26 protein-coding genes, 1 tRNA gene, 2 pseudogenes and 1 other annotated feature are annotated in these 22,981 nt (G+C 37.2%); of the genes and pseudogenes, 12 read left to right on the top strand and 17 right to left on the bottom strand.

Annotated features, from left to right (window positions below; all coding sequences use genetic code 11):
* The first annotated feature begins 154 nt into the window (after positions 1-154).
* Positions 155-799: a phosphatase PAP2 family protein gene (locus ACEN3Z_RS08260; protein ID WP_407090483.1), complete on the top strand. Its 645-nt coding sequence runs from the start codon at positions 155-157 to the stop codon at positions 797-799.
* 64 nt (positions 800-863) lie between these two features.
* Here ACEN3Z_RS08260 and ACEN3Z_RS08255 read toward each other — a convergent pair whose 3' ends face one another.
* Complete coding sequence (locus ACEN3Z_RS08255) at positions 864-2,225, bottom strand: polysaccharide deacetylase family protein (protein WP_407090482.1); 1,362 nt, start codon at positions 2,223-2,225, stop codon at positions 864-866.
* Positions 2,226-2,404: 179 nt separating this feature from the next.
* On the opposite strand from ACEN3Z_RS08255, the gene ACEN3Z_RS08250 reads away from it, so the two are divergent.
* Positions 2,405-3,307: a diacylglycerol/lipid kinase family protein gene (locus tag ACEN3Z_RS08250; protein WP_407090481.1), complete on the top strand. Its 903-nt coding sequence runs from the start codon at positions 2,405-2,407 to the stop codon at positions 3,305-3,307.
* A 77-nt stretch (positions 3,308-3,384) separates the two neighbouring features.
* Here the strand turns inward: ACEN3Z_RS08250 and ACEN3Z_RS08245 are convergent, their stop codons facing one another.
* From ACEN3Z_RS08245 to ACEN3Z_RS08215, 7 genes are all read right to left on the bottom strand, one after another.
* Complete coding sequence (locus ACEN3Z_RS08245; RefSeq protein ID WP_407090480.1) at positions 3,385-4,560, bottom strand: MalY/PatB family protein; 1,176 nt, start codon at positions 4,558-4,560, stop codon at positions 3,385-3,387.
* Positions 4,561-4,600: 40 nt separating this feature from the next.
* Positions 4,601-5,689, bottom strand: coding sequence for an aminotransferase class I/II-fold pyridoxal phosphate-dependent enzyme (locus ACEN3Z_RS08240; protein WP_407090479.1), 1,089 nt, complete (start codon positions 5,687-5,689; stop codon positions 4,601-4,603).
* A 1-nt stretch (position 5,690) separates the two neighbouring features.
* Positions 5,691-6,617, bottom strand: a complete 927-nt coding sequence (metA, locus tag ACEN3Z_RS08235; protein ID WP_407090478.1) for a homoserine O-succinyltransferase — start codon at positions 6,615-6,617, stop codon at positions 5,691-5,693.
* A gap of 54 nt (positions 6,618-6,671) precedes the next feature.
* Positions 6,672-6,898, bottom strand: a binding site (T-box leader).
* A 67-nt stretch (positions 6,899-6,965) separates the two neighbouring features.
* A complete protein-coding gene (locus ACEN3Z_RS08230; RefSeq protein ID WP_407090477.1) occupies positions 6,966-7,913 on the bottom strand; it encodes a nucleoside hydrolase in 948 nt (315 codons plus the stop codon).
* 15 nt (positions 7,914-7,928) lie between these two features.
* Positions 7,929-8,489 carry a GNAT family N-acetyltransferase gene (locus ACEN3Z_RS08225; protein WP_407090476.1) on the bottom strand — a complete coding sequence of 187 codons (561 nt, stop codon included), beginning with the start codon at positions 8,487-8,489 and terminating at the stop codon, positions 7,929-7,931.
* A 76-nt stretch (positions 8,490-8,565) separates the two neighbouring features.
* Complete coding sequence (locus tag ACEN3Z_RS08220; protein WP_407090475.1) at positions 8,566-9,081, bottom strand: GNAT family N-acetyltransferase; 516 nt, start codon at positions 9,079-9,081, stop codon at positions 8,566-8,568.
* A gap of 231 nt (positions 9,082-9,312) precedes the next feature.
* Positions 9,313-9,666, bottom strand: a complete 354-nt coding sequence (locus ACEN3Z_RS08215) for a DUF6176 family protein (RefSeq protein WP_138405413.1) — start codon at positions 9,664-9,666, stop codon at positions 9,313-9,315.
* Positions 9,667-9,805: 139 nt separating this feature from the next.
* Here ACEN3Z_RS08215 and ACEN3Z_RS08210 point away from each other — a divergent pair, with 139 nt between their 5' ends.
* The 7 genes from ACEN3Z_RS08210 to ACEN3Z_RS08180 all read left to right on the top strand — a co-directional run bounded on the left by ACEN3Z_RS08210 (position 9,806) and on the right by ACEN3Z_RS08180 (position 14,067).
* Positions 9,806-10,129: a rhodanese-like domain-containing protein gene (locus ACEN3Z_RS08210; RefSeq protein WP_407090474.1), complete on the top strand. Its 324-nt coding sequence runs from the start codon at positions 9,806-9,808 to the stop codon at positions 10,127-10,129.
* Positions 10,130-10,451: 322 nt separating this feature from the next.
* Positions 10,452-11,729 (top strand): M20/M25/M40 family metallo-hydrolase, encoded by a 1,278-nt coding sequence (locus ACEN3Z_RS08205; protein ID WP_407090473.1) that lies wholly within the window; start codon positions 10,452-10,454, stop codon positions 11,727-11,729.
* A complete protein-coding gene (locus ACEN3Z_RS08200) occupies positions 11,719-12,528 on the top strand; it encodes a DUF3100 domain-containing protein (protein ID WP_407090472.1) in 810 nt (269 codons plus the stop codon). Before ACEN3Z_RS08205 ends, ACEN3Z_RS08200 begins: the two co-directional genes overlap by 11 nt.
* Positions 12,518-13,006, top strand: a complete 489-nt coding sequence (locus ACEN3Z_RS08195) for a hypothetical protein (RefSeq protein WP_407090471.1) — start codon at positions 12,518-12,520, stop codon at positions 13,004-13,006. Before ACEN3Z_RS08200 ends, ACEN3Z_RS08195 begins: the two co-directional genes overlap by 11 nt.
* A 152-nt stretch (positions 13,007-13,158) precedes the next feature.
* The gene (locus tag ACEN3Z_RS08190; RefSeq protein ID WP_407090470.1) at positions 13,159-13,473 is read left to right on the top strand and encodes a DUF6442 family protein; all 315 of its coding nucleotides are present in this window, start codon (positions 13,159-13,161) and stop codon (positions 13,471-13,473) included.
* A gap of 32 nt (positions 13,474-13,505) precedes the next feature.
* On the top strand, positions 13,506-13,832 hold the full coding sequence (locus ACEN3Z_RS08185) for a DUF6442 family protein (protein WP_138405409.1): 327 nt from the start codon (positions 13,506-13,508) through the stop codon (positions 13,830-13,832).
* Positions 13,833-13,854: 22 nt separating this feature from the next.
* A complete protein-coding gene (locus ACEN3Z_RS08180) occupies positions 13,855-14,067 on the top strand; it encodes a helix-turn-helix transcriptional regulator (protein ID WP_138405408.1) in 213 nt (70 codons plus the stop codon).
* A 166-nt stretch (positions 14,068-14,233) separates the two neighbouring features.
* Here the strand turns inward: ACEN3Z_RS08180 and ACEN3Z_RS08175 are convergent, their stop codons facing one another.
* The 4 genes from ACEN3Z_RS08175 to ACEN3Z_RS08160 all read right to left on the bottom strand — a co-directional run bounded on the left by ACEN3Z_RS08175 (position 14,234) and on the right by ACEN3Z_RS08160 (position 17,769).
* Positions 14,234-14,809: a xanthine phosphoribosyltransferase gene (locus ACEN3Z_RS08175; protein ID WP_138405407.1), complete on the bottom strand. Its 576-nt coding sequence runs from the start codon at positions 14,807-14,809 to the stop codon at positions 14,234-14,236.
* 1 nt (position 14,810) lies between these two features.
* Positions 14,811-16,115, bottom strand: a complete 1,305-nt coding sequence (locus ACEN3Z_RS08170; protein WP_407090469.1) for a nucleobase:cation symporter-2 family protein — start codon at positions 16,113-16,115, stop codon at positions 14,811-14,813.
* A 191-nt stretch (positions 16,116-16,306) separates the two neighbouring features.
* Entirely contained in the window at positions 16,307-17,323 is a 1,017-nt protein-coding gene (locus ACEN3Z_RS08165; protein ID WP_407090468.1) for a CehA/McbA family metallohydrolase, read from the bottom strand.
* A complete protein-coding gene (locus ACEN3Z_RS08160) occupies positions 17,320-17,769 on the bottom strand; it encodes a hypothetical protein (protein ID WP_407090467.1) in 450 nt (149 codons plus the stop codon). Before ACEN3Z_RS08160 ends, ACEN3Z_RS08165 begins: the two co-directional genes overlap by 4 nt.
* Before the next feature lie 407 nt (positions 17,770-18,176).
* On the opposite strand from ACEN3Z_RS08160, the gene brnQ reads away from it, so the two are divergent.
* Positions 18,177-19,532: a branched-chain amino acid transport system II carrier protein gene (gene brnQ, locus ACEN3Z_RS08155; RefSeq protein WP_407090466.1), complete on the top strand. Its 1,356-nt coding sequence runs from the start codon at positions 18,177-18,179 to the stop codon at positions 19,530-19,532.
* A 75-nt stretch (positions 19,533-19,607) separates the two neighbouring features.
* Here the strand turns inward: brnQ and ACEN3Z_RS08150 are convergent, their stop codons facing one another.
* The gene (locus ACEN3Z_RS08150; protein WP_407090465.1) at positions 19,608-20,363 is read right to left on the bottom strand and encodes a hypothetical protein; all 756 of its coding nucleotides are present in this window, start codon (positions 20,361-20,363) and stop codon (positions 19,608-19,610) included.
* 137 nt (positions 20,364-20,500) lie between these two features.
* Between ACEN3Z_RS08150 and ACEN3Z_RS08145 the strand changes: the two are divergent.
* Positions 20,501-20,960: pseudogene (locus tag ACEN3Z_RS08145) on the top strand (M24 family metallopeptidase); the annotation flags it as partial.
* A 53-nt stretch (positions 20,961-21,013) separates the two neighbouring features.
* Here the strand turns inward: ACEN3Z_RS08145 and ACEN3Z_RS08140 are convergent.
* Positions 21,014-21,658, bottom strand: coding sequence for a DUF937 domain-containing protein (locus ACEN3Z_RS08140; protein WP_407090464.1), 645 nt, complete (start codon positions 21,656-21,658; stop codon positions 21,014-21,016).
* A gap of 154 nt (positions 21,659-21,812) precedes the next feature.
* Positions 21,813-21,885 (bottom strand) — tRNA-Thr (locus tag ACEN3Z_RS08135).
* Positions 21,886-21,920: 35 nt separating this feature from the next.
* Between ACEN3Z_RS08135 and ACEN3Z_RS08130 the strand changes: the two are divergent.
* Positions 21,921-22,265, top strand: a pseudogene (locus ACEN3Z_RS08130) (transposase); the annotation flags it as partial.
* A gap of 176 nt (positions 22,266-22,441) precedes the next feature.
* Here ACEN3Z_RS08130 and ACEN3Z_RS08125 read toward each other — a convergent pair.
* Positions 22,442-22,591 carry a hypothetical protein gene (locus ACEN3Z_RS08125; protein WP_407090463.1) on the bottom strand — a complete coding sequence of 50 codons (150 nt, stop codon included), beginning with the start codon at positions 22,589-22,591 and terminating at the stop codon, positions 22,442-22,444.
* 219 nt (positions 22,592-22,810) lie between these two features.
* Positions 22,811-22,981 (bottom strand): transposase (locus ACEN3Z_RS08120; protein WP_407090484.1); only part of this gene is annotated, 171 nt, incomplete at its 5' end.

Genomic DNA, 22,981 nt, shown 5'->3' with positions numbered 1-22,981 from the left:
CTTTGTGGTTAATGAATAATCGTCCTAGGAAATGCTTAGATTACCAAACACCTTTGGAAGTATTTTTACACGAACTCTTATTAATTGAGTAAATAAAAAATTGTCGCAATAATTATTGCAATTCAACAATTAAATAAAATACCGAGGTGCTTTTATGAATAAAAAATATTTAAATTACTCATTACTTGCTCTGATACCCTTTTTGATTATTATTGCAATTGTTATATTCAATATGAATGCCATTCAACATCTGGATAATCTTATTACGCTTGAAATTGTTTCTTGGCGGACACCCCTATTAAGTTCATTCTTTAATGCCGTAACAATTCTTGCGAATCCAATGAGTGTCGTTTCGACGGCCGTTATTTTGATGGTGATTGCTTACCTTTTAACTAAGAGAATCGATTTACCACTATGGATCTTAATTACAAATGCGATTGGGAGTTTGGCATTGAATCCACTGGTTAAAAATATTGTTCAACGAAGTCGTCCAAATGAAGCGATTCGAATGGTGCAAGAAAGTAGTTATTCTTTCCCGAGTGGTCATGCGTTTTCTTCGATGGTTGCTTTTGGTTGCGTCATTGTGTTACTCATTCTGTCCCTCAAACCAAGCGTGTTTCGTCGTATTCTGATTGTATTCGCCTTTTTAATTGTTTTATTCATCGGTTTTAGCCGAATTTTCCTTGGAGTACATTATTTTAGTGATGTATTGGCTGGTTTTTCTTTTGGCTTATTCTGGTTGTTGCTGTCACTTAGCTTTTTTCTGGCAAGAAGACCAGAGATTAAAGCTAAAAAGTAAATGCGACAAGGTTGTATAGTATAATTATGCACAAAAAATCCTCGGATATTCTCCGAGGATTTTTTTATAGCCGATATGAATCTGCTTCTGGAATTTGAGTAGGTGAAACAAAGACGTAACCTTGCTCTTTTAAGTGAGGTATGAGTGTTTTAATTGCCTCGGTGGTTGATAATTGAGTGTCATGCATTAAGATAATTGATCGATGTTGTAAGTGATTAGCAATATGCTCATTAGTTATTTGTTCATCTTTACTTAACCAGTCTTCTGAATCAACATTCCAATATATAGGTTCCATATTTGGGTAAAGTTTCAACATTTTCTGTCGACCATTACCATAAGGCGAGCGGTAGATATTCGGCGTTACGCCTGTAGCATCCGCAATGATTTCTTGTGTGATCTCAGTCTCGTGTTCAACGTCTCCTATATTTAATAAATCAAAATTTGCGTGTGAATAGGAATGGTTTCCAATTTGATGCCCTGCTTCAACCACTGCTCTGGCAATATCTGGATTGGCCTCGACTGATCGCCCTAAAAAGAAAAAGGTGGCTGTAACATCATGTTCGTCCAAGACTTCTAGGATCTCTAAGGTATTCTCAGTAGGGCCATCATCAAAGGTAAGAGCAACTAACGGCCGCTCGTCAATGGGAGAGCCCGTTAAAGGGGCAGATAAACCACGTGAATTAAAAATCGCTTCTGTGATTGCCTGATTGGATTCAAGTAATTCAGTATGTTCAACTAAATCTTCGCCGTAAATTCGGCATTTTTCCATATACTTATCAATCACTGCTTTAGTTTGTGGATGTTTTTGGTTTTTTAAAAGCACTTCTTCCACTTTAGAAAAAGCTTGAATTTCTTGTTCTAAAGAGGCTGAATGGACTTCTTCAGATAAGTGTTGAATCTGGTCACTTGCTGTTTCGATTTCATTAAAGGTTGTTAGAATCTGATCATAATGAGAGTAGATTGTTTCTGTGAGAGCATCTTCATCGGAAAAAGGTAATTGCTCTTTTTGTTCGGCTACTAATTGGGGCGTCACTGCTTCATTTAAAGGAAGCCCTTCTTTAATTTGTTCACCGATAATAATTGGTTCATCACTTTGGTAAAGCTCAGATAAGTTGGCGATTGCCACTTGCTTATCCTCTGCTAATTTTACTAGATGTTGAAGCCTGTTTCCTTGAACGCCTCCAACTTCTTTAGCGGTCACTTCAGCATTTTTTATTAGTTCTGGAGATATTTTTGGGTTCAAATACGTATTTCCCTCATCTAAATACAAGTCTTGTATGGCATTTGTCGCCAAATCAATACTTTGCACTTGTTGCTGATGATGTCTGGCAAATAATGCCGTCATTAAAACCGCAAAAATAACCGTCCCAATACTAATTAGCGTTGTTTGTGATTTTGTATCCATGTCTTTCAAATTCAGTCTCATTCAACTACAACTCCTTTAATGCGATAATTCAATTGTAACAGAGATAGTCTTTTTTTCAGGTATTATTTAAAATTTTAACAATTAATTCACATTTGAAGTTGAGTCCTTTCCAAGTAGTTGTTATTCATAAAAACGAGCGGTATAGTATATACATAAATTTTCTAAAAGGAAGAGATAAAATGAAAGATGTCATGATTATTGCACATCCATCTTCTGGACAAAAACAAGCAGAAGACTATGCTCAACAAGCGAAAGAAATCCTTGAAGCAAATGGACGTTTTGCAACAATAAATATAACAGAATCCAGCGATGATGTTGTCAAATTCGCTCAAGAAGCTGCGCGCGAAACATATAATACTATCGTTATTTTAGGTGGTGACGGAACGGTTTCACTTCTTGCCTCGAGTCTTAAAGATGAAGATTATCGGCCAGAGATTGCCATTTTGCCGACTGGAACGGTAAATAATGTTGCGCGTGCGTTAAATATCGAAATAAACTTGGATAAAGCTGTTAAGGATTTACCAAACCTTACTCCACAATCCATTGATGCAGGGCTTGTGAATGATCAAGTTTTCTTAAGTTTAGTTTCTACGGGAACAATTCCTGAAAGTGTCTTTGAAGTAAATGAAGAAGAGAAGGAACGCTTAGGTCCTGTCGCTTACTTAGTTGAAGGAATTCAAGCGTTAAACGAGCAAAAGAGTTACCGTTTCAGCTTAAATATTGATAATAAAGTCGATGAATTTGAATTAGATTTATTATTAATTGGGGTATCAAGTAGTGTGGTTGGTTTAACTAACTTCTTCAAAGATGCCAGCTATAATGATGGTAAATTACACATCTTTGGTTTAAAGAAAACGACTTTAGGAGATAGAGTTGGAAGTATTGCTAACTGGATCTTCGATACTGAGAAAGTTCAAAACAACGGTGTGTTAACGGTAGATGCCAAAAATATCAAGATCGAATTACTTAATCAAGATGGTAGTACACATGTGGCCGTTGATGGAGATAAAGGTCCTTCTTTCCCGGTGGAAATTAGCGTCTTACCTAACTATATCAATGTGCTAACTCCTAAACAAAAATAATCCGGATTCATTATTTAAATTAGATCTATAATAGGCAATAATAAAAGACCTTCACTGACGGAAGGTCTTATTTTGCATTATCCTAGCTGTTCAACAATTGTTTGGACAGCTTTTTCGATATTTTCTGGTTTTGTCGCAAGATTTAAACGAATAAAACCTTCGTAACCTTCACCAAACCATTCTCCGTAATCCACTGCGAGCCCGCATTTTTCCTGAATGAATTCGACCATCTCATCACTTTTTACTACTTTGCGTAAATCTACAAACACTAAATATGTCCCTTCGAGTGGTGATACTGTTATTTCTGGTGCGAATTTTGTGAAGTAATCGCGGACGATTTCATAATTATGGTAAATGACATTCTTCAATGAGGCCATCCAATCCATACCATCCACATAAGCAGCCTCGGAAGCAAATAGCCCCATAATATTCGCTTCTGTTTTAATCATGGAATTTGCGAAATCATCATATTTTTGACGCAACTCATCGTCTGTGATTACGATATTACAATGGGTTAAACCAGCGATGTTAAAGGATTTAGACGCTGAGTTTACAGTAATGACTCGTGGGCGGTGAACTCCTTCAGAAACATTTGCTGCTGGGATATGTTCATGTTCAAAAGTAAAGTCTTGATGAATTTCATCAGAGATAATTAACACATTGTGCTTTTGGCAAATGGCGAATAACTTCGCTTGCTCTTCTTCTGTCCACACTCGTCCAACTGGATTATGCGGTGAACAATGGATGTATAATTTCACCGATTGACCGATAATTGCCTGTTCAAACCGTTCAAAATCAATGGTGAAATATCCATCGTTATTCACTAGGTCGACATTGACTAATCGACGATTTGTATCTTTAACCGCGTCACTAAAAGGATAATAAACAGGTGATTGAATAATCACTGAATCATTTTCATCGGTGAATGTGTACAATAGGTGGTAAATCGCTTGAACGGCACCTGTTGAAAAGCGAACCCATTCTTCTTTTATCGGGAAAGAGAAATACGTTTCCATCCAGTTATTATATGCTTGATAATATGATTTACCAGCAAATGTATAACCATAAACACCATGTAATATTCGATCTTTTAATGTTTTTGTAATAGCTTGACTCACCTTAAAGTCCATATCAGCGACCCATAAAGGGAGTAAATCTGCTTGACCAAAGCGTTCTTCTAATAGGTCCCATTTTAATGAATTTGTATGTTGACGCTCAACATAATACTTTTCTACAAACTCTTCAATTTCCACTCACATCTACCTTCTTTCTTCTAAAATCATCTAATCACTTTTACTCCTTCAAAGCAACTTCTAAGTCTTGAATTAAATCGGAAGAATTTTCTAAACCAATAGACAACCTTAATAAATCAGGCGTTAAGCCATAGGATTCACGCAATTCTTTTGGTATGTCTGCATGTGTTTGTGTTGTTGGATATGTAATTAAACTTTCAACCCCACCTAAACTTTCGGCATATGTAAATACTTGTAACTTCTCTAAGAATGGTCCCACTTTCGCTTCACCTTTTAAGCGGATGCTTATCATGGCACCTTTTCCAGCATATAACACATCTTTAACTTGTTCCTGCTGCTTTAACCAGGTCACAATTTCTTGCGCAGTTGCTTCTTGTCGGTCTAATCGAATCGGTAAAGTTTTCAAACTACGAATAAACAACCAACAGTCAAAGGCTGATAAAGTAGGACCGGTTGTATTAGATAACCAGCCTAACTTTTCACCCATACCTTTATCATTTGTAACGACCACTCCAGCTAAGATATCATTATGTCCCGTTAAATATTTTGTTCCTGAATAAAGTACAATGTCTGCACCTAATTCTAAGGGTCTTTGGCGAAGTGGCGTTAATAAAGTATTATCCACGAGTAATAGTGCACCATGTTGATGCGTTAAATCTGCGATGCGTTGAATATCAACCTCTTGCATTAATGGATTTGTCGGTGTTTCAATGAATACCCCTGATATGTCATCGCTGATTAGTTTTTCAAAGTCTGCTTCGTTTTCAAAATAAGTAAATTGTGCTAAATTCTCTGCTTCAAGGTGCTCAAAGTATCGGAAGCTTCCACCGTATAAATCGCGTAAAACTAAAAAATGACTACCTTGTTTAAAAAGTTTAAAAGCCAATTGAATCGCGCTCATGCCTGAACTTGTAACGACCGCTCTCTCGCCACCTTCTAAAGCTGCTAAGCCCTCTTCTAAGATATCTCGGGTTGGGTTATTCGTTCGTGTATAATCATATCCGGTACTTTGCCCTAAACCTGGATGAGCGTAAGTTGTCGCTAAGTGGATAGGAGCAACGACGGCTCCTGTTGATGGATCTTTTCGATTTCCTAATTGGACAAGTTTAGTATTGATGTGTGTTGTCATTTTATTTATCCTCCTTTAAAATATCTTCCAAATTATAATAGGTATGTTGGTAAACCTCATTAAGCCAATTATTGTATAGAAGAAAGGCATTGCTTTTCCACGTAAATTTTGGCATTTTCGAATCATCGACTCCTGGATAATAATTTTCTGGTAGAGCTATTTTACTTCCTGCCTCCTTATCGCGTTGATATTCCTGATGTAATGTTTCTCGGTCATATTCCAAGTGCCCTAATAAATATATGTCTAGATTGTCGGTTGTTGTAATAATATCTGGTCCAAATTTTGGATGTTTTGTAGCGACTTTCAATGCTTTTTGAGCTTGTATGGTCTCAATAGAAATTGAAGTATGACGTGATTGTGGCACTTGATATGTGTCGTTAAAACCACGAAGTAAGGGATGTTCTGCTTCTAATACGTCATATTCATAAATGCCAAATAACTTTTGTTCAAGTTTATAACTGTTGATGCCGTAAAAATAATTTAAAGCATATTGAGCTCCCCAACAAATAAATAATCGAGAAAAGACATTTTTTTGAGACCAATCTAATATTATCTTCAGCTCATCAATATAATTGACTTCATTATATTCATATTGCTCTACAGGAGCGCCTGTAATAATAAGCCCATCATATTGTTGGTCTTTAATTTCATCAAACGTTTTGTAATATTGATTTAAGTGACTGATCGGTGTATTGGACGCTTCGTAAGTTGCTGTATACATTAAATCTACTTCTATTTGAAGCGGTGTATTACCTAATAATCGCAATAATTGCAGTTCTGTCGTTTCTTTTTTAGGCATGAGATTAAGAATGAGTATTTTAAGGGGACGAATGTCTTGAGTACGTGCCGTGCTCTCATCCATTGTCACTATTTGTTCTCTCTTTAATTCCTTGCGTATGGGTAATCCTTCAACAATTTTAATTGGCATACTCAACTTCCTTTCTTTTTTAAAATAAAAAAATCGCCCCTAATCAGCTCTCTGATTAGGGACGACAATATCGTGTTACCACCCAAATTTACACTTATCTCACAATAAGTGCCTTAATACGTCTATATAAACGTTAGCAAGGTATCGGTTGCTACCGTTAGAAAAGCTTTCACTTAGCTAATACTCAGAGTTCATCTTCACAAATTTTTTTGTGCCCTTTCACACCAGCCGGGCTCTCTTAAACAAAGTCAATTTGCTACTCTTCTCTTCGTCGATTTTTATCATTAAATTCTCATCATTAATTAACATTTTAACGAAGTCTTTAATTAAAGTCAACTCGATCCAAGATTAAAGAATATTCGCTAGCATATCTTTTAACATATATTTAAATTTATGGCTGTCAATATTTTCAATGACACGGATGTTTGGGGCTTGTTGTAATTCATTTTCACGGTCTACTAAGTTAAAACCGCGGGTTAAATTCCCAGCTGTTTCGATATCAACATAATAGTCTGTTGCATCGAGTACGAGTGAGTCATCTGCTGCAACGGCGGCCAGTAACGAGTCTGTACATGTAATCCCGTCCACACCACGTTTCGCAAATTCAAAGGCTTTAACAAATAGATTCACATCTAGAAAAAATTTTGAATCTTTGGTATTTAATGCTTCTAACACTTCAATGTCTTCATCATAAATAACACCAAAATCTAGACTTGCGTCCCAAGTTACCATTGTTTTTGGAACTCCTGAATGAAGTACAATTCGCGCCGCTTCTGGATCAACATAGAAATTATATTCTGCTACTGCTGCGACATTTCCTAAGGCATTATTAATTCCACCCATTATCCAGATGTGTTTAATGTCAGGTAGGATACTTGGATCACGCTTAATAGCCATTGCCAAATTTGTTAAGGGTGCTAAGGCGATAATTTCAATTTCACCCGGATTCTCTTTAATAGTTCGGATGATAAAGTCAACTGCATGTTCACTTTCTGCACTTTGCTTTGGTTTCGGAAAGTGAGCATCTCCCATTCCATTACCACCTTGAATTTCCTCGACGGTTAAGTGGGCTTTTGTTGATAGGGAAGTCATGGGACTTTGATGTCCTTTAAACACGGGGACTTTTTCTTTAGGACCGTATGTTTCAACGGTGACTAAGGCATTTTCAACTTGTTGATTGAACTCAACATTTCCTGCTGCGATTGTAATCCCTTCGACTTTAAAATGATTTAAAGCCATCAAAATCGCTGTTGTATCATCCCCAGCTGTATCTGAATCAATAATGACGCGTCTCATAATTATGTCTCCTATCTATAATATATCTTCTTTTAAAATGGCGTACTGGGCCGTATCAATAATTCCTGTATTATTTAAACTGCCTTGACGATGGATTCCCTCGAATTGTAAACCAGCCTTCTGCATGACTTTTCCTGAAGCTGGATTGGCCACGTCGTGCCTAGCAATGACACGGTTAAAGCCTGCTTCTTTTAATAAATATTTCGTTAAAGCCTTCATCGCTTCACTCATGTAACCTTGTCCCCAATACTTTGGACTTAAGACGTAACCAATCTCGCATGCATCAATTTTGTCAAAATCATGTGGAATGCTAGCAGTAATATCTCCCAGCGCTTCACTCGGGTTTCTCTTTAAAGTAATTGCCCACTTATATTGAGATAAGTCACCATATCCTTCAACCCATGTGTCAAGAATAGCTTCAGTAACTGAAACATCTTGGTGACTCGGCCAAGTTAAGTATTTAGTTGCTAGATCATCACTTGCATAGTTTGTATAAACAGCTTGAGCATCTGCTTCAACAAAACGTCTTAACAAAAGGCGGTCTGTTTCAATTTCTTTTGTACCAATATGTTTCATCGTCTCATCTCCTAAAAGCTTATCATAAATGCTTCTTACAGGAAGCACAAACAAATACGAATGATAATTTTTTTGCTTATTCATTGTTCGTGAATTTAAAGCCATATACCTGTTCTTCGAGTATTTGATTTTCAATTTTAATTGTTTCTATTCCAATAAATTCTCCACCCAAATTCTTATAAAAGCGAATAGATCGAGCATTACCACTAAATACAATGACTATCATTGATCTAATTCCAATGGTTTTAAATTTTTTCACTAGTGTATCAACTAAAAGACGGCCTCCTCCTAATCCTTGGGCTGACCTACTCAAATAAATCGAATGAAGTTCACCTTTATAAGCTGGGTAACTGTCTTTTCTTTGTAAACCTCCACTAATATAACCTACGACTTCTTTGTCCTTCTCTAAAACATAAGTCAAAGCATCTCTCTCAAGTATACTTTTCCAACGATCGACACTATTATTCAGACTCATATTATTTAAAACTTCGTCCGATACGACGCCTTGATAAGTTGACTGCCAACTACTCACTTGAATCTTACCAATAGTCATTGCATCATCTATTCGTGCTTTTCTAACAGTTAATCCCATAATTCTCACCCCATTAGCTTACTTCTTTACATATTAATTAATTCAATTAATCTATCATAACGTTTTCATATGAAAAACAGTTTCCGTATCGTCGTAATTCCTACAATGATACGGAAAGCCTTTACCGGGTTGTCGTAGAAATTACGACGACCTGAAAGCCCAAAACACCTAAGATTTACTTAAAAAACGCACCTCACACATTTACTATGAGGCACGCTTCGTCTTTATATTTTAATTCATATATTGTTGGATTCTCTTAGGTATCATGACAACTTCTGTTGTTAAATCTACCGGTTCATATGCTTGATCGATACACTCTTGCCAATACTCTAAATGCTTTTTATCTATATAGTGGTTCGATTCTTCAACTTCAATGCCACCTTCACCTTGGATTGAATACCAATAAAGATACTCGTGCCCATCTAGTTGTTCTCGTAAAATTGATTCAATATACATTTTCTCACCTTCTAAAGTAACAAGAACATCGTCCATATGATGATTAAGAAAAGCCAGCCATTCATCAACTTGCTTGCTTTTACCAGGCTTCACTCGAAAGCGTGTTAATTCGACGTTTAAATGATTCATTTTAAATTCTCCTTTTTTTATCAAGTCTATTCTAACAATTTAGAAAGCACATTCATAATAAAAACTTAAATTGTCATTTTAATGCGTGTATGCTAGGATTTAATGTATTAATTTAAACATATGGAGGCATCTTATAGCTATGCATAAAAATATTGATATAACATCGTTTTATCAAAAAGCTAACTCTGAACCTTTGATTATTTTAGATGTTCGGGATACAGATGAATATGAGATGGGACATGTACCTAATGCCATCAACATACCATTAGATTCTCTGCCTAAACATACACCAGCCTTAAACGAAGATGAGACTTACTACATCATTTGTAAAACAGGCAAGCGTGCAGAGAAAGCATGTCACTTCCTAAGCGAACACGGCTTCAAAGCAATCTGTGTGGAAGATGGGACTCAAAATTGGCCAGGTCAACTTGAGCATTCCAATGATTTTACTGTCTTATTGTAAAATGACTGATATATAACCAAACACCCTACTCAAATCAGTAGGGTGTTCTTTGCGTTCAGTCATGATGGGAAAGAATATTGATGTAACAACAAATAACCAACTAGCCGGATCATCTCGCCTTTTTTCAGTCATCTTTTACTCCCAAACTTTTGTCTATTATCATACTCATTTAAGTGATATGACGTCTTGATTTTTTTATTCATAACTGTGGAGAAGCACAAACGTTCCACCTTTGAATACGTTTTAATGTCTGTGATTTATATAAATTTTATGATGTTTGTATTATATTCGTTTGGTAAATACTTTATAAGGAGTTTTATCATTGAATTATTTCAAAGAAAATTTCGAAAAAATGAAAGCTATCTCAGACGACATCTTTACTCATCCAGAATTAGGTTATAAAGAATTCCGGACTATGAAAACGGTGGAAGACTTTATTACTGAGACAAATCCAGATCAAGTGATTGAGTATTTTTCAACGACAGGTATGCGCGTTGATTTAAATCACCAACAGGATATAACAGTGGCATTCATTGCAGAATTGGATGCGGTTCGTGTTCCGAGTCACTTCCAAGCTGATTCGCAGTCAGGAGCGGCGCATGCATGTGGTCACCTTACTCAAGTGACAACTGCTTTATCACTCTATGGTTACTTAACAGAAGGTGAACGTTACAAAGATTTTGACTTTAATATTGCTTTTGTCTTCGTTCCTGCGGAAGAATTTATTGATTTAGAATACCGCCAACAATTAATCGACGAAGGAACGATCACTTATTTGGGTGGAAAACCTGAAGCAATGAAGTTGGGCGTCTTTGATGATGTTGACTTTGCGATGTGTGTGCACACTATTGGTGGCGAAGAAGAGAAAACAGTTGAAATCAATTGTGATTTAGCTGGATTCTTATATAAACATTATAATTTCAAAGGTAAAGCAACACATGCTGGTTGGGACCCGTTCAGTGGAATCAATGCTTACAGCATGTCGACCTTATTCAATACTGGTTTAGGCTTAATACGCCAACAATTACGCGAGGATCTATACGTACGTATTAACCCGGTCATTGATCATGGAAGCTTCTCAACGAATGTCATTCCGAATCAAGTACAAGTTGGAACGGATTTACGCACAATCTCAGTTGATTATATGAAAACCGTAGCAGAACGCATGGATAAAGTGGCTAAAGGGAGCGCTTATTCATTGGAAGGTGATGTTGAGATACAAACTCAGATGGGTTACTTACCATTTGTACAAGATCGTTATTTATCAACCTTCGTTGCGGAAGCGTTCAAAGAACAAGATACGATTACAAAATGGATTGACGACCGCGGTGCCGTTGCTGCTGCTGGAGATATTGGCGATTTATCATTTATGATGCCTAGTATTCAAATTAGTTATGGCGGTTTCACTGGTGTCATTCATGGTGATGATCTACGCATGGTTGATGACGAATTTGTTCTTCAAGAATTTCCAGAATTTTTAATTAGTGTCTTAAATAAAATGAACGGCCGTATCGATAAAAACCAACTATACAGCCGTTCTTATAAAGAATATGAAAGCTATATCCAAACTATCACTCAAGGAGAATCGAATGAAAAATAAGAAACATCTACTTTACTTAATTTGCTTTGCTTTTGTTGTTATTTTCTTAGCTGAAATAATTGGTTTCCAAAGTATTAGCTTTGGTTCATTTTCTGTATCCATTTTACCACTTGTTTTTGCGGTCTTTTTCGGGATGATTTTTGCTGTTCCAGCTTTTCGAAAAGGGATTTTCAAAAAAGTATATAGTGATGAAAATGTGCAATTCGCATCAAAAAACCTTTTATTCATTATGTTGCCATTAATGGCTTATTACGGCGCAAGTGTAGCCCCTCAAATTACTGAAATTCTTTCTGTTGGTTGGGTGTTCCTATTCCAAGAAATCGGAAACTTAGGTACGATTTTATTCGCTCTACCTATTGCATTAATGTTAGGACTTAAACGTACAGCGATCGGTGCTACGCTTGGGTTAAGCCGTGAAGGGGAATTAGCTTATATTACTGAAAAATACACGCTCGAGTCAGCCGAAGGCCGTGGAGTTCTTTCAATGTACTTAATCGGAACATTATTCGGTTCTATTTTCTTCAGTTTATTTGCACCATTGTTACTAAACTTTGGTTTTGTTGTTCGTGCGTTAGGAATGGCTGCAGGAATGGGTTCTGCTTCAATGATGACAGCGGCTGCTTCAGCTGTTGCCGCACTTCGTCCGGAAAGTGAAGAAATCATCTTAGCTTATGCCTCTGCTAGTCAATTGTTAACCAGTTTCTTAGGAACATACACAATGGTCTTCTTAGCCATCCCACTTCAACGCTTTATGTATAACACTTTAACTAGAGGAGATAACTACGATCATGGAAAATAATAAAAGTTTAAATAAATATGCTCACTTTGGGCTGGTTATTGTCTTAAGTTTAGTATTTATCTTATTTACACAACAAGTAAAATTATGGAAGAATCCTGACTCAACGCCTATTCAAACACTCACTTTTGTCGGCCTTGGCTTCTTATGGCTGTTCAGTATGTTAGGTATTTTGATCTCTGATCTAATGAAAAAAATCAAAGTTCAGTTCATTCAAGACTTCCCGATCTTAGGTTGGGTATCGATTGTTTCAATTGTCTTTTGTTTAATGAGTAACTTTATTGTTGAAGCGATACTGGCAGTTGATTTCTTATCGATCACAACACCGGTATTGGCTTTTGCAGGTATCTCGGTCGCAAATCAATTAGTTGATTTGACTAAGACATCTTGGAAAATATTAATCGTAGCGATTTTTGTCTTCTCAGGTGCTTACTTATTAACAACAATCGTGGCACAATTTGGGTTATCGATTGCAGGATAATTCTTGATATATAAATAGCCGTGAAGCTTGTTTCTCCTAGAAGAGTGGGCTTTGCGGCTATTCTTGCACCGAGGGTTGACAAGTATACTTGGCAGGTTTACTATATAGTCATGCCAAGTATACTTGTCAACTTATCTTAGAGGAGTGTTAATATGAACAAATATGAAATTCTTAACCGATACAAACAAGAAGCCATCGACGAAGGAAAGAACGGCATCAATCATTACAGCGATAACAAAGGCTTTACTGCCATGTGTGGCCTAGCCTTACTACTCATTATTTACAAAATTTTTAATACCCAACCCTTTGGCGATATCATGGCGCTCCTGCTTATCTTCTTATCAGTTGGCGCCTACCACAGATACCGTAAAGATAATCAGTCATCTTACTTATATGCTTCTTTACTAAATGGCTTATTATGCCTGTTGTTTCTAGGATGGTATATCGTCTCTAGTCTTGGAATTTAATGTTGGACACTTGTCAAGAAAGGATGAAAAACATGAACAAAGAAGAAATATTAACAAAAAGTCGCAAAGAAAATGAATTATCGGATGAGCGAGGCCAACGACTTAAATTACAAGGAGCTGACTTTTCAATCGGTGTATTAATTTTCTCTTGGATTGTTATCTCACACTTTACACCGCTTGATCTAGAAGGCAGATTAGCCATTGCTTTACTTTCACAGTTTACATGCTTATCTAACTTCGCCTATCAATTAATTAGAAATAAGACTAAAACCACTATCTTTTTCACCCTTACCTTTAGCTGTACCAGCCTCTTATTTCTATATCAATTTCTAAGCCATCTGAATATTATAAGTTTCTAGTCCAAGAAAGTGGTGACCATCTATGGATGATGAATTAATATTAAAAAATAACTTAAAGAAAGCCCGCACAGAAAAGGGTTACTCCCAAGCCGCCTTGGCCAAAGAAATCGGAGTATCACGCAATACCATCAGCTCTATTGAAACCGGCCAATTCAACCCCACAGCCAAACTGGCCCTGATCTTATGCATCGCCCTTGACCAAAAATTCGAGGACTTGTTTTATTTTGATGTGTGATTGCGCCTACTCTGAATAATGAGTCGCGGTTATGCAGACTAGCGAGCTTTACTCTGCAATATGAGAAGCGGTATTGAAGAAAGATCTCGCTACCTCCACAAGAAAAAGCCTGCAGCCAAGTTGATTCCACAAATCAACTTGGCTGCAGGCTTTTATCTAATTATAACTATTCTCCTATAAAAATCACTTGGCCATTTTCAAAACGCTCAATCATCGCTTGGCTGTAGACATCGTAGCCTTGGTCGCGGTATTTTTGTCCGCCACCTTGGAAGATTTTCTCAATTGCGATACCAACGCCTTCTACGGTTGCACCGGCTTGTTGGCATAGGTCGAACATGCCTTTTAAGGCTTCACCTTTAGCTAAAAAGTCGTCGATAATAAGGACGTGGTCATCTTCTGTTAGGAAGCTTTTAGCGACATTGATATTGTAACGCTTGTTCTTTGTATATGAGATAACCTCACTAGTGTAAACATCTTTACCTAGCGTTAAAGATTCAATCTTTTTAGCGAATAAGACTGGCACTTTGAAGTATTGGGCTGCACCGAAAGCGACCGCAATCCCTGATACTTCAAGGGTTAGAATTTTATTGATGGGTTTATCTTTAAAGTGTTGGTAGAAGTCTTCACCCATCGCCATCATTAAGTCTGTGTCAATCATATGGTTCAAAAATGAGTCCACTTTTAATATGTCATCTCCGAGTACACGACCGACGTTGAGGATTTTATCTTCTAATAACTTCATATTACTCACCTTTCGATTCTTTTAAGACAATATTCAAGATTAAAGCAGCTAAAGTACCTGTTGAGATACCTGATGATAAGATCATCTGAACAGCTTGTGGTAACCCACTTAGGATGTCTGGGCGTACAGTTACACCAATTCCTAAGGCGAAGGCCACTGAGATAATTAATAATTCACGGTCCCCTAAGTGAACTTGAGATAACGTCTTGATACCTTGAGCGGCAACCAGTCCGAACATAATCACACCTACACCACCTAGAACAGGTTGAGGCATGACAGCTATCAATGCACTTAATTTAGGGAAAATACCTAAGATTGTCAAGAAAATACCCGCCAAGATCATCACGCGACGGCTAGCAACCTTAGTCAAAGTAATTAATCCTACGTTTTGTGAGAAAGCGGTATTTGGACCGGCTCCAAATAGTCCTGAGATCATTGATCCCACGCCATCACATAGTACGCCACCTTGAAGACCTTCGCTAGAAATCTTCTCACCTGAAGCTTCCCCGATTGCAATCATAATTCCGAAAGTACCAATCGTTGATACAAGATAGGCTGGAACGAAAGCAAGCGTTGATGCTAAGTCAAAATGCACACCATAACGTAAAATACTTGGAAGAGCAATCCAATCAGCTGCATACACTTCAGTTAAGTCAACCATGCCTAATGGAATACAGATAATGTAACCCACAATCATTCCAATAAATACTGAAGCCGTGCTCCAGATGCCTTTACCAAAATGGTTCAAGAATAAAGTGAATACCATTACAGCAAAAGCTACGGTCAAGTTACGCAGTGACCCATAATCCGATGCACCAACACCTCCTGCTGCCCAATCCATACTCACTGGAAGTAAGGTAATACCAATCAGAGCAACAACCGTCCCGGTAATTAATGGTGGGAAGAAGCGCGTTAACGGCTTAATAAAACGACTTAAAATAATTTCGACAAATGATCCCGTGATGGTTGCACCAATAATTCCAGGAATACCAAATTGTGCCCCCACACTAATGGCTGGGTTCACGAATGTGAAGTCTGTCCCCATCATACCAGAGACACGTGCTCCGATTGGGCCTAAGCCTTTAGACTGTATAACGGTTGTTATACCCGAAGCAAAGATTGTCGCACTGACCATGAATGAAGTCTCTTCTACTGAGAATCCTAAAGCAGCACTCACCACTAAAGGCACGGCAATAATTCCCGCAAAGGCAGCTAAGATATGTTGCCAAGCTAAGACAACGGCGACTGATGTGGGTGGTACGTCTTCAATTTTATATTTTACTAATTGTTCTTTTGTATTTTCCATGATACACCTCACTTGTAATGATTAATTGAATTTAACACAATCTGCCCCGAACGTTAATCAAAGGTCGAATAATTCATAACAAAAACTTTTGAATGTTCGACTTTAGTGACACTGACAAAACTCTATACAAAAACAAGTTCAATATTGAAGAGACAGTCAACCTACCACCCACAACATTGAACTTGTAAGACTTACTTAATATAGATAGGATTCCCAACAACAACTGGCGTTGCCTTGATTCCACGAAAGTCCGCGCGAATATCAAAGCGCACGTAACCCTTGGCTAAATCTTGCGTCAAAGGAATCTCAATCTCCCGAGGAGAATCTAATAATTTTAGAGGCTCACTTTGGTATATCACTTCTTCATTATTCCATATCGTCATATAGGCATTCTCAACCGCAAACTGCGTCAAATCATGCAATTCAGTGGGTTCAACCCTTACTTGAATCTGACCTTCACTAAAGTCTTCCGACTCCACCCGGTCACCGATGTGATAACTCCGAGTAACGTCTTTTGCTTGTAATTGAAACTCCACGACAGCTCCTAATGTCACATAAAATTGACCTTGACCCAGGGATGCTTTGAAATTCTCAGCCGTTAGCTCAGACTCAGGTATATCAAGATAAGTCACGCCCATATTAGCATCTAACGTGTCAGGCCGGTGCCAATCGCGACCAGCAGAGCAAGAAATCTCATAACCTTTCTTCAATTTATCTACCCAAAAATCATAAGCTAAGATCGATTCTGATTTATCCTGCGGCTGGTTACTATTCCAAATCTCGATATAATTTACCAAATTATAGTCTTTCACTTGATAATCCCAATGGCACCCCGTACAAATAGGACTACCCATATCGAAAGGATGGGCAATCCCCACTAGCCCGTTAGCCGCTTGGACTTCTGTCATGTATTTATCAATGGTATTCGGGGTTGCCTCACGCCAGTCAACGTCGTAATCCGCATCATGAACTAACATATGGCCAAAGTAAGTTGTCCATTCAATCCCGTGTAATGTAACTAGTTCTCCATCCTTAACAGCCGGCACTATAGGCATCTCTGAGTAACCTGCTGATGTGTTATGATCAGTTAGAATAAGTCCTTTATACCCAAAAGATACGGCAGATTCAACTAAGTCCTTTACCGTAAATTGGCCATCACTATGAATGGTATGTGAGTGAACTTCGACTGGAAATTGGTATGCTGTCATTTTATCGCCTCAATTCGGATATTTGCCGCAACTTCTTTACTCGCAATACAATGACAATTTAACTGTAATTCCCAATCAGCAGGTTCAACTTCTACAGGCCAAAATCCAAAACTGGCTGTTTCATTATTAATTGTAATTTCTTGATCATTGCTTTTATTGTGATGTGCTCCTAAGTACTTGCCATTCTTTGATAAAGATAACGTGATTAATTTATCAATCGGTAAATGATCATATGCTAAGCGCTTTGCACTCGCAAAATCAGCTTGGTCGTATTTTCTTAAGGCATCTTCAACTTGCCTTCTGGCAACATCGTCCTTGCTTTTATCCGGATTGTAACTGAAATGAATGATTAATTCTGAATATTTATTTCTAATTTCAAAAGGGATTTTTATATTTGTTTGTGTATCATACTCACCTAATCTTAAATCTAATTCAAAAATGCTCATAGTGTCCTCCTTAGAATGAAGTAATAATAAAAGAAACTGCAACCTTAGTTCCAGCTCCTTTCTCGATACTCTGTTGAATTAGCTTACTTCTCATTTATATGCTGTAGAGCAACTCAAAAATGTATTGTGCAAAGCATCTTCGATCGACTTAGCTATAAAATGAGATTAGCATACGCTTGTAAATTTAATATCAAATTTAAGTAAAGTTAGTGTAAACTCCATGACGCCTAATATTAATTTTATGTAAATAAAACTAAATTGCCCACCTAATATTCGGTTGATTGTATCCATAATAAGCGCTTTTATATAAAACTCTGTTTCACCTTTTTAAAAAAACTATTGAAATATCTTCTTAATCCCATTACACTAGATTTTTATAAAACTATAACAATAGAAGTAGGTATATTATGAAACAACCAAAGTTAACACTTTCATTTAGGGAAACACTTGTTGTTGCTTCCTTATTATTTGGACTTTTCTTTGGGGCAGGAAATGTAATCTTTCCGGTTTCCCTTGGTCAAGCGGCAGGCGGATCAGTCTGGCCTGCAATCCTAGGCTTTAACATAACAGCTGTAGGTCTTCCTTTATTAGCAGTGATTTCTATGGGACTCTCTCAAAGTGAGTCCGTGATTGATATGTCACAAAAAATCTCTAAAGGGTACAGTTATTTCTTTACTGTTGCTTTATATTTGACCATCGGCCCATTTTTCGCGACACCACGTTTAGCTACTGTGTCTTATGAAGTCGGACTGTCTACTTTAATTCCTCAAGAATTTAATACACTATCTTTATTTATATATTCATTGATTTTTTATTCAATTGTTTTATATTTCTCATTACGTCCTAGTGGGATTTTAGATTGGATTGGACGATACTTGAATCCACTTTTCTTAGTTTTACTAACAATTATTCTCATTAGAGCCTTTACTTCCGGTGATCCTTTAATTGGAGGTGCAGCCTCTGTCGAAACATATCAAACTGTTCCTTTTTCAACGGGACTGCTTGAAGGTTACAATACGATGGATGGTTTAGCTGGTTTAGCTTTTGGAATTATAATTATTAAATCCATTCGTCAAATTGGAGTTACGGAACCGACCCGTTTAGCTTCTGAGACAGTTAAAAGTGGGATTTTTAGTTTAGCGGTCATGGCTTTAATTTATCTTTGCCTAGCGCTCTTAGGGACTCAAAGTCTTAATTTTGCGGAAGTTGCTCCTAATGGTGGAGTGGCGATGTCGATAATTACTCAACATTACTTTGGTCTGTTTGGACAAATTCTACTTGCAGGTGTGATGGCTGTGGCGTGTTTGAAGACGGCGATTGGACTGGTTGTTGCTTTAGCGGAAACCTTTGCGGACTTGTTCCCGAGCTTTGTTACTCAACGGGTTTGGACAATCATTGCGACACTGATGGCCTTTTTAGTGGCAAATATTGGCTTAGATTTAATCATCTCGTATTCAACACCTGTCTTGATGTTGCTTTACCCATTAGCCATTACTTTAATCCTTTTACATCTACTCGAGCCCGTAATTAAAAGCCAGACAATCTACCGTAGTGTCACATTCTTTACATTACTTGCGGCGCTGTTTGATATGGTGGCTGCCTTACCACAGCCTTTATATCAATGGTTCCAAGCAGATATGTTTGTCAATTTTGCAAACTCATTCTTGCCTTTCTTTATTATTGGCTTTGGTTGGGTCGTCCCTGCTTTAGTTGGCTTTATTGTCGGTTTAATCCTTACGAAGATGCAACCACAACCAAATTAGTTCATACACAAAGGAACCCCGTCTATACCGTCATTTTAGCGGTATAAACGGGGTTAAATTTTTGTCTATTGGTAACTATTGTTCGGTCGGTTCTGAAATTGAACCTGTCATAACGACTGCTTGCATTGGATCAATGTGTTTCACTTGATAAACTACATTGTCTTCTTGCCAAACAACCGTATTATCTACGTACGTCTCGCCTTCTGCTGGGCTTAATCTCACTTGCCCTACGCTCGAAGGTTCAGGTAAGTAGACTTCTTCAAGATATTTAACAACCGATTCTGCTAAAGGTACTGGATCTTCTTCGTTCATATTATTCGCTTGAATTAACAGACTCCAATTGCCTTCTTTCCAGTTTAAATACGTTGAACCGGCTGCACCTTGCAAGTAGCCCGTAATATCATAACCTAAATCAACTTCATCCCCTTGTAAATCTAAGACTTGATTGACTGCTTCAATGGCTGCTTCTTCTGTTTGATAGGTCGTTTTAGTTAAAGATGCTATTGGTGTTAAACGATTAACTGCAGGGTCATTCACTTCAAAGGGTGTGTCTTCTGCATAATAAAAAATATTGAAGTTATCTTGATCATCTACACCTGTCGTGGCAGCAGTAACATATTCAGGTAAATCAGCCGTCAACACGTAAGTTGGCAACGTATCTTCAGGATACATCTCAGCTAAGGTTGACACAACTGATTGCGCATGTCCTTTTGGCGTTTCTGACTCAGCCGTAACTATTTGTTCCGTTATACCAAATTCCGTATTAGGTATAATCATGTGTGGGAGTGTTAATGCTGTTAATAATACAACAGATTTAATTAATCGTTTCATCAGCTTTCGCCTCCTTTAAATTCATTTTACTCCTTCTATAAACAAAGTACTATTGATAACTACTCGTACCTATCTATTTTCTATACTAATTCATGATTGTATTTGCTATAGTTACAAAGATTTTTAGCAAATAAATTACTTGTATTAGTGTTAATGATGAAATATGTCATGGTTTTCCTTTAGATTACATTCTTCAAAATGGGGATGTCGTCAAAATCGACTTCTGTGTTGATCTAAATGGAGCAATTTCAGATAGTTGTTGGAAACAGACTGAGAGATATTAGTCATGCGATTCAAACACATGCAGTGTCACATGGTTATGGTGCGGCCAGAGATTTTTTGGCTCATCGTATTAGACCTTCGATTCACGAAGAACCAAACTTTCCGCATTATGAATTACCAGGACGTGGCTTATGCCTCGAAGAAGGTATCACCATTACTATTGAACCTATGATTACAACTGGTACATGGCAAGTTAAGATGGACTCTAACGGTTGGACTGCACGTACCCGAGATGGGAGCTACTGTGCTCAATATGAGCATTCTATTGCGATTACAAAAGATGGTCCTGTCATTATGACACTCCAAACAAATTAAAAAAGCATTGAATTTGCTCCTCTATTAGAGTGAATTCAATGCTTTTAATAATTTTATTTGAACATATCCAAGACGTTGTCTAATAAACCATCATCCTCTTGTTTTGTATCCGTTGTACCTTTAGACGAATCGTTACCGAATAAGCCACCTAATATTCCACCTATATCGAAAGAATTTGAATTATTTTTACTATAATTTTTAACCGAATTAGATAGTTGTCCTAGAATGCTTCCTGTTTCTTGTTGAACTCCCGTGTTATCTAAGTTCTTTTCCTTTTTACGGTCAGCAAAATATTTCATCACGATGGGTGCTAAAAGCACTAAAACTTTTTTCACATCTGAAGATGACAAACCAACTGTATTTGAGATGCGGTTTGTTACCCCGTCTTTGTTTCCGAAAATATGACCTAAGATATTGTCCCCATCTTGTGGATCTACTTCACTCGACAATTGCTTAATTGATTGATACTGGTCGACATCTTCATGTTGTTTTAAGGCAGAGTTAAAATCTTCATTTCCGGCTTTGTCATTCGTATTGCGATTGATTCCTTGAAGAATCGCTGGCAGTCCTAAAGCAGCTACCTTACTAAAGTCAGATGTACTTAATCCTGCGCGATTTGCCAATGTTTCTTGCTCTTCACTTTGATCATTTGAGACAAACATATCAAACAAATTTGTAGCTTGATCGAATAAACCCATATCCATTCTCCTCTTATATTAATTTGACTTAATTATATGACAAAACTACGATTGAAGCTAATATAATACACTGTGACACTAGAATCTCCACTCAAAATAACTGAAGAAACAAAAAAAAACACATTCCTACCGAAGTAAGAATATGCTTAAAGTATGCTGGCTAAAGGAGTTGAACCCTCGACCCTCTGATTACAAATCAGATGCTCTACCAACTGAGCTAAGCCGGCTTGTTAATTATTAACTAATCACTATCGAAACTGTATTTAAGCTGTATCAAAAGCGTGGTACGATGGAAAATTGTATCAAAGAAATCAAGAATGGGTTTTCCTTTGATAAGACCGACAGCTCAACTTATGTGGCGAATCAAGCTCGAATGATGATGAGTTGTATCGCCTACAATTTGGTCCATCTCATGAAAGAAGCGACCTTTCCAAAGGAAATGAAACGGTCGACCATTTCAACAATTCGTTTCAAACTCTTTCATATTGCAGGAAGGCTAACGAGTCATGCCAGGCAACTAAGAGTTCGTTTGGCATCATCTCACGTATTTGATTCCCTCTTTTGGGAAGTGCTTGAGAATATTCAATCGCTTGTCCTCTTGCATTAGCTTTTTGAATGAGTAAGACGTCTTTTTTTAAGTAGTGTAAAACCAAGGGGGTGGTATCCCCTTTTTTTGGGCGAGCCTATCAAAATCTGCCTGAACCGACTTTATTCGAGCCAGTCAAGACAACAAAAATACTCAAATAAACGAAAATAGTCAGTGAAATAGTTATCCACAGATAGCTATGAATTATTCAGGTTACTTTGTGTTTTAATTTTTTGAAAATTGTCTAAAATATCTTCTCTGATATATGTTTTTTCTGAAGTATCACGTAAATTCACATATTCAATTATTTTCTGCTTAAAGTAATTTATTTGAGTTGTTTTTTTCATCGAAAATCTCCTTTTGATGTATACCAATATTAATATTTTATATAAGAGTGAGGTGTATCTATTTTTTATCGTAGCAAATTTGCCTTCCATTACTAATACATAAGGTTAGGAAGCTTCATGTATTAGGGCACTGAAAATAATAATGGCGATCACACCCCAAAAGTTAGAGTAAACAAGCTAGCTCTTGCTACTGAAACCATTTCTTTAAAGCTTAAATTGTCAAATTAAGTGCAACACAGTTTTATAAAAGATTTCATAAGGTGTTTTCCAATTCAAACATTTTTTGGGACGTGTATTTAATTTCGTTGCCCAACCTTGTATCTCTTCATCAGTTGCATCTGTCAAATCAACACCTTTCGGTGAGTACTCTCTAAGGAGTCCATTTGTATT

Origin of the sequence: Ruoffia sp. FAM 26254 (assembly GCF_045528545.1) — a bacterium.
Taxonomy (GTDB): domain Bacteria; phylum Bacillota; class Bacilli; order Lactobacillales; family Aerococcaceae; genus Ruoffia; species Ruoffia halotolerans.
Note: the sequence above shows the minus strand (reverse complement) of the source record. Positions and strands in the feature narration are given on the sequence as shown.